The 6,954-nt window shown below is 37.8% G+C and carries 5 protein-coding genes; all 5 read right to left on the bottom strand.

The window, feature by feature from the left end; genetic code table 11:
• Positions 1 to 162 precede the first annotated feature (162 nt).
• The 5 genes from H5119_RS19535 to H5119_RS19515 all read right to left on the bottom strand — a co-directional run bounded on the left by H5119_RS19535 (position 163) and on the right by H5119_RS19515 (position 6,582).
• Positions 163 to 987, bottom strand: coding sequence for a LytTR family DNA-binding domain-containing protein (locus tag H5119_RS19535; protein WP_077538065.1), 825 nt, complete (start codon positions 985 to 987; stop codon positions 163 to 165).
• Positions 984 to 2,057 (bottom strand): sensor histidine kinase, encoded by a 1,074-nt coding sequence (locus H5119_RS19530; protein WP_077538066.1) that lies wholly within the window; start codon positions 2,055 to 2,057, stop codon positions 984 to 986. The genes H5119_RS19535 and H5119_RS19530 overlap by 4 nt, the downstream gene beginning before the upstream one ends.
• A gap of 188 nt (positions 2,058 to 2,245) precedes the next feature.
• Positions 2,246 to 3,802: a SulP family inorganic anion transporter gene (locus H5119_RS19525; RefSeq protein ID WP_182703420.1), complete on the bottom strand. Its 1,557-nt coding sequence runs from the start codon at positions 3,800 to 3,802 to the stop codon at positions 2,246 to 2,248.
• A 122-nt stretch (positions 3,803 to 3,924) separates the two neighbouring features.
• Positions 3,925 to 4,383 (bottom strand): Lrp/AsnC family transcriptional regulator, encoded by a 459-nt coding sequence (locus H5119_RS19520; RefSeq protein ID WP_077538068.1) that lies wholly within the window; start codon positions 4,381 to 4,383, stop codon positions 3,925 to 3,927.
• A 378-nt stretch (positions 4,384 to 4,761) separates the two neighbouring features.
• Positions 4,762 to 6,582, bottom strand: a complete 1,821-nt coding sequence (locus H5119_RS19515) for a M14 family metallopeptidase (RefSeq protein ID WP_182703419.1) — start codon at positions 6,580 to 6,582, stop codon at positions 4,762 to 4,764.
• Between the last annotated feature and the right edge of the window lie 372 nt (positions 6,583 to 6,954).

The following is a 6,954-nucleotide window of genomic DNA, read 5'->3' as shown; positions in this document are numbered from 1 at the left end:
TTATACCAATCTGCTTATATATGGGGTCTATTTAACGTTAAGAAAATTACGCTAGAACTAGGCAAAAGTTTTTGTATCTAGTTGTTCTAAATAAAAAATTTTTAACGACGTTATAGTGCAATTTAATTCGTTAAATTGATCAAGGGTTTATGCAGGTTGGTATTAACTGGCTAGTGCCGCTTTCACCTTATCTCGGTAGCTACGGCTTACTTTAAGCTCTTGCCCGTTTTCAAGTACTAATAAATACTCGCCACTCACTTGTGTAACCAATTTACTAATTTGTTTTGTGTTAACAATAGCACTACGGTGAACGCGGACAAACAAATGAGGATCTAACTCTTGCTCTAGCTCTTTCATTGTTTTACGCAATATATGCGTTTGTCCATCTTGACAATGCAAGCACATATAATCCCCCGCAGCGTCAACCCATTGAATAGTCGCAACTGGGACGCGAATTATTTCGCCCTGCTCTTTTACGGCTAATGATTCTGGGTAGCGCCTGTCTGTTAATGTATCACCTGTCGCAAGTTTTTTTAGTATTTCTTCACAATTATTACCAGTAATACCGGCTACAAAACTCGCTAATTTTTTCTTATGGGCGTTATCTTGCTGCGTTTTTAAGTAGGTATGCACTTTCTCTACCGCCTGTTTTAGTCTGTTGTCATCAACGGGTTTTAAAATATAATCTAGAGCATGAATTTCAAACGCTTTCACTGCAAATTGATCAAACGCAGTTACAAACACAATCGCAGGGAGTACTTTTGTGCTTTCGCTAAGTGCTCGTGCAACTTCAAACCCATTCATACCTGGCATTTGAATGTCTAAAAATACCAAATCTATCTTTTCGCTTTTGCATGTTTCTATTGCGTCTGCACCCGAGCTACATAATTTTATTACTTCAATGTCAGCAAACTCTGCAAGCCTAACATCTAAACCTTTGCGTGCTAATGGTTCATCATCGACAATAAGTGTTTTTATTTTTATCATTTCTTCACAGCCTTCTCAAACGGTACTCGCAGATTAACTTTTAATCCACTTGGCGTATTATGTGATAATACAAACGAATAGTTATTTTCGTAGAGCGTTTTTAATCTATCTTTAGTATTTGCAACACCTACACCTTGAGCATTAACCAACTGACCATTTTTTATTTCAGTGCCAGGCCCATTATCACCAACTTCTAGGAGCAGTTCATTGGCAAATACTTGTGCTTTTATATCGATTACGCCGCCATGTGATAAATGAGCTATAGCGTATTTAATCGCATTTTCAATAATAGGTTGCAGTATTAAGCTAGGCACTAGCGCCTCTTTTGCTTGCTCGCTTACTTCTACGTTTACTTTTAATCGCTCGTCAAAGCGTACACGTTCTATTTCTAAGTACAACATCAGAGCATGTAACTCTTGCTCTAATGGCACTTTTTTTATTGGATCCGTGTTTAAGGTATAACGTAAAAAATCACTTAATTTCGATACCATTAAATTAGCATCTTTATTTTCTTTAACCAAAATTAATGTTGAAATAGCATTAAGTGTATTAAATAAAAAGTGAGGGTTTAGCTGGTATCGCAACATTTTTAATTGTGCTTCATGTGCCATCGTTGTTGCTTTAAGCGCTTTTTGACGCTCACCTTGCAACAATTGATAATACTTAACACCAAAATATAAGCCACTCCAGCACAATATAATATAAACCGAGTCTAAGCCCTGTTGTAAATAATAAAACCACTCTTCGGGCCTATAACCATGGCGATAAATTTCCCACAGATTAAACTTTTGAACTACCGCCCATAAAGTGCCTGTTACGTAAGAAGCACCAAACACAACCACCATAAGCACCCAAGGTGAAGCATTCCATACCGTGCGATATATATAACGCAGTGGGACAGTCATCAAACAACCTGCGTAAGCATTGAGCAAAATCACAAACACGTAGATATCGCGCATTTCAAATACTTTAGAGCCGATGTAATTTACAAGCGCATAACCAATCCAGCCTGCAATTTGCAGGAGCCAAAAAAAGCGCTGTCGATTATCAACTAAAGATTGCCAGTTCAAAATTTACGTTTACTCCATAGTGTTAAAGTCTAATTCGACTTACACATTATATAGATTTATCAGAATGTTTAGCACTACCAACTGTCTTAGTTTTTAAGAGCCTTAACGCAAAGTTGTATAGCGCCGATAATAAAAAAGCGAAAGGGTGTGACCTTTCGCTTTTTTAATACTATTTATTAAATAGGTGACTATGCAAGCTTGTCTGAAGCAACCTTGTAAGTTGGATCTTCAATGACATTCACTTCTACTAAATCACGTGCTTTGTGTAGTAACTGAGTACAGTCTTTGCTTAAATGACGCAAATGAAGCTGCTTACCCGCTTTAGTGTATTTTTCAGCAAGTGCATCAATTGCTTCTATAGCACTGTGATCTGAAACACGGCTATGTTTAAATTCGACTATTACGTCTTTAGGATCATTTTTAACATCAAATAACTCAGAGAAGTTTTTGACTGAACCAAAGAATAATGGACCGTGTAGTTCATATACTTTAGCACCTTCATTATCAATGTAGTTTGTTGTATATATATGCTTAGCGTGCTGCCAAGCAAATACAAGTGCAGAGACTATAACACCTACACACACGGCAATTGCTAAATCAGTAATAACGGTTACACCCGAAACCAGTACAATCACAAATGCATCAGATAATGGTACACGCTTCATCATTTTGAAGCTTGCCCATTCAAATGTACCAAGTACAACCATAAACATTACACCAACAAGTGCAGCTAATGGGATCATTTCAATTAGGCTTGATGCAAAAATAATAAAACCAAGTAACATAAGCGCAGCACTTATACCGGATAAACGAGAGCGGCCGCCTGAATTTATGTTGATCATAGATTGACCAATCATTGCACAGCCACCCATAGCACCAAACATACTACAAGTAATATTTGCAGCACCTTGACCAATACATTCTTTGTTGCTGTGACCGCGTGTCTCTGTTATTTCATCAATTAAGCTAAGTGTTAATAATGACTCAATTAAACCAATTGCCGCTAATATAAGCGCGTATGGGAAAATAATTTGTAATGTTTCTAAATTAAAAGGCACCATAGGAATATGAAACTCTGGCAGGCCGCCGGCAATTGTAGCGGCTTCATCGCCTGTCATTCCTTTTAAGAAATCAAGTACAGTGTGTGCTTCTAAATCAAAACCAATAACTAAACCCGTTACCGTTACAATAGCCACTAAAGAGGAAGGCACTGCGGTGGTTAGCTTGGGTAAAAAATGAATGATAGCCATTGTTAATGCGACTAATCCAAGCATTATAAACAGTGGGCTACCTGTCATCCACTGTTGTCCGCCCATCCCGTCTGGTACTTTAAATTGCCCTAGCTGAGCTAAAAATATAACAATTGCCAAGCCATTCACAAAGCCCAACATAACTGGGTGTGGCACCATTCGGATAAACTTTCCGAGCTTAAATATACCCGCAAGTATTTGCAGTATCCCCATCAATAATACAGTCGCAAATAGATATTCTACACCATGGTCGAGCACTAAACTCACCATTACTACAGCCAATGCGCCAGTAGCACCTGAAATCATACCAGGGCGACCGCCAAATATAGCCGTGATTAAACCAACGATAAACGCGGCATATAGACCAACTAAAGGTTCTACATTTGCAACAAAGGCAAACGCAACAGCTTCTGGTACCAAGGCAAGCGCCACGGTTAATCCAGAGAGAATATCGTTTTTAGCAGAGCTTGGCGCCCTACTGAGTAAGTTAAACATTGAGTTCCTCAAATGGTGTAATGGGTATTAAAAAAGCGCCAAATTCTATCAAATTAGCGCCCAGTTAACAATTGTCATTGTATTGTTAGGCTAAACGGTGTTTAACCTAACAGAAATATATTTTATAGAGGAAGGGCTGTGCTGCGTTTTACGCACGTCATTGTCACATTGGAATGTACTTCTTGTACATATTCTAAGCTCAATAGGTTATCGCGAACAAAGTGCTCATAACCTTCAATACCTTGTGAGATAATTCGTAACATAAAGTCCATTGTTCCTGCCATAGTGTAACACTCGGTTACTTGATCATAGCTCATGATCAGCTTTTCAAACTCGGCAAGATTCTTTTTCCCGTGATTAGATAAACGTACGTGAGCATAAACGAGCATATCAAAACCAAGTTTCTTTTCGTCTAAAAGAGCAACTTTGCTTTTTATATAACCATCTTGCTCAAGCTTCGCGATACGACGCCAACAAGGAGATTGTGATAAGCCAACTTTATCCGCTATTTCTGCAGTAGATAAACTAGCGTCTTGTTGTAAAAGTGCCAAAATTTGGCGATCTACGTGATTTAGAGACATTTTATTTCTTATTTATCAAATAAACTGGTTAAATTATACAGCTATTTTAAAAAACAGTCTGCTTATTTTTATCTTTTCTAAGTTACTTTCTTAACTCAAACATGAATAGGCATTAACCATATAGCCCACTTACAAATGGATTAGTGTTTTTTTCATCGCCCACTGTCGTGTTATACCAGTTGCATTAAATTAGTGATCTATTATAGCGATAAGAAAGTAGCTCAAAGGGCAGCGCATGTTTGGCATTTATGCTGCATTATCGACTATTTATGGGAATAACCACCTTGCTCGACGACAACAGCTTGCTTAGTCTCTGAGCAAGCTATAATACGGTAATTTTGAGCAAAGGGTGTGACAGGAATCCTTATGATCTTCATATTATATTTCTTTATCTTTTTGATCAGGTATCACAACCTTTTCTTCGAACGACATAAGTATTGGGTATTTTAAATAGGCTTGATCATAGAAAGGGCTGTGCTCATACAGCCAATTTAAACGTGCATCAGGGTCTAGAGAAAATGCCTTGTCGTCATTAATTTTTTTATCAAACGCGAGTGCAAGCGTTGGCTTATCTTTTAGCATTTTACGAGCGTATGGAATTAACGCATAATTCTCCATGTATTCTGTTCGCTGAAAAATGGTGTTAAATTCACCCCACGCAAAAAATGAATCTGGTGCCTCCGGATGCAACAAATGCACCGCTAACTCACCTGCTTTTTGTTGCGTTGTTACTTGATACCAACCATCCAAATCGATATTGATGACAGGCAAATAATCAAAACTAGCCGACACTCTAAAGCGACCTTCAAAGGGCGCTTTATCAAACGAGTGCTCTGTTACCCTAGCCACTTTTAAAGGCTGTGTATTTGCCCCTTCTAGTTTATTAACAGAAACACCGTGTAACTTTAATTTCTCAATAATGTCACTGTACACTGGTGGAATAAAAAACGCCTTAGGTACTTCAACCGTGTGCTCTACATCTTTTTGCCAATAAATAGGTAAGTCAATATATGTATGTGCTTTACCTAAATACTTCACTTCATTTTGACCTGAGAGTGCATTCATGCTTGATGAATATTCAATACCTTTAAACTGTGCAATAGTGTCAGCCTGCTTGGCATAGCCACGCTTTACTATTAACTGTTTAGGAACAAATTCTTGTTCTTTTTTTACTGCATTAGCTAACTCGTGACTATGCGCTGAAAGTGCATTAATTATGCCATCTAAAAACACATACGTACCCAATACACGCTGTTTATAAGGCTTTAATGAATGGTTTTCTACTAAAATAGTAGGGAGAGACTTTAAATCACCCCAACCGTTAGAATAACGAGGTGTTGCAACCCATCCCGCGAGGCCTTTTTTAAAGTCACGCTTATCCATAACAAAAACAAGTGGCCCAGGTGTGTGCCCTTGCTCAGCCAGCGTATTGTCAATCACCGGTTTAAAAAACTGATTTAATGTATCAGATACCGCTGGCGATTCGCTTGAAAAGACCGGATTGTAGCCATAAGTCACATCGTATTGGTAATCTGCGCCATCGGTTACATGTACATCAATGTATAAATTTGGGTTATAGTCGTTAATAACCTTTAAAACACTTCTAACTTCTGGAGTATCTAATTTAGCAAAATCGCGATTTAAATTAAGATTGTTCGCATTTGTTCTAAAGCCCATTTTAGCAGGGCCACGCTGGTTGATCCGATTGAATACACTACTGCGTTCGTGCCCATCTACATTCAAAATAGGAATAAATAAGATATTTACCTTTTTTAGAATATCGCGGCGTTTGCCTATCGCAATATCCCTAAGTAACATAAACATGGCATCTTTGCCGTCTATTTCTCCCGCATGGATCCCTGCTTGAATAAAAATAGTTGGCTTAGTGCTATTAGCCATTTTACCGGCTTCAAAAAAACCTTGTTCACTTGCAACTAGCATTTTAATTGCACGTTTACTATTGCTATAGCCTATTGTTTGCGATTTAAATTGGGTGGGGTTTGCAGCAACAAGCCTATCTACAAATGCCATAGTTCCTGCATAATCAGGTGAAATTTCACCGCCAGACAACTCAAAGTCAGTTGTCAATGGACCCTGTTTTTGTAAAAGCTCTACGCTTTGGCCTTGCCACTTTATGAGAGGAGGCAAATGTGCGTCATACGCCACACTTGCAGATAAAAATAATAAACTTGCAAACATAAAAATCTCTAACAAACGCGTTAATTATATAAATTATATCAAGTAATTTTTTTTTAATGAGGAAACTGCGGTGATTCAACAAAAAAATGCAGCCAATTACATATCACACGTTCAAGTCCGTAATTTAGTATTATTAGTGTCTTTTAATTCAATGTATTAATATGCAAAAGCCTAGCTTTACTAACTCTGTAATCACTTTAATAATACTAACGGCAATAAATTAGTGAGCAATTATAGCGATAATATGTAAATAACCTGAACTCTGGATAATAAATCTATCTCGAGCAGCTATTTTCAGCGCTAACTACGTTGAATTTACTTGCAATAGGCCAGCTATTGACGCGTAAGTTCGCCTTGTTTTCACTGAAAATC

Source organism: Pseudoalteromonas sp. SG45-5 (assembly GCF_014164085.1).
GTDB lineage: Bacteria > Pseudomonadota > Gammaproteobacteria > Enterobacterales > Alteromonadaceae > Pseudoalteromonas > Pseudoalteromonas aliena.
This window is presented reverse-complemented; position numbering and strand designations above follow the sequence as displayed.

Bases quoted from the DNA above. Each gene is read 5' to 3' on its own strand.
- H5119_RS19535 (WP_077538065.1), bottom strand. From the start codon at position 987: ATGATAAAAATAAAAACACTTATTGTCGATGATGAACCATTAGCACGC.
- H5119_RS19525 (WP_182703420.1), bottom strand. From the start codon at position 3,802: ATGTTTAACTTACTCAGTAGGGCGCCAAGCTCTGCTAAAAACGATATT.
- H5119_RS19520 (WP_077538068.1), bottom strand. From the start codon at position 4,383: ATGTCTCTAAATCACGTAGATCGCCAAATTTTGGCACTTTTACAACAA.
- H5119_RS19515 (WP_182703419.1), bottom strand. From the start codon at position 6,582: ATGTTTGCAAGTTTATTATTTTTATCTGCAAGTGTGGCGTATGACGCA.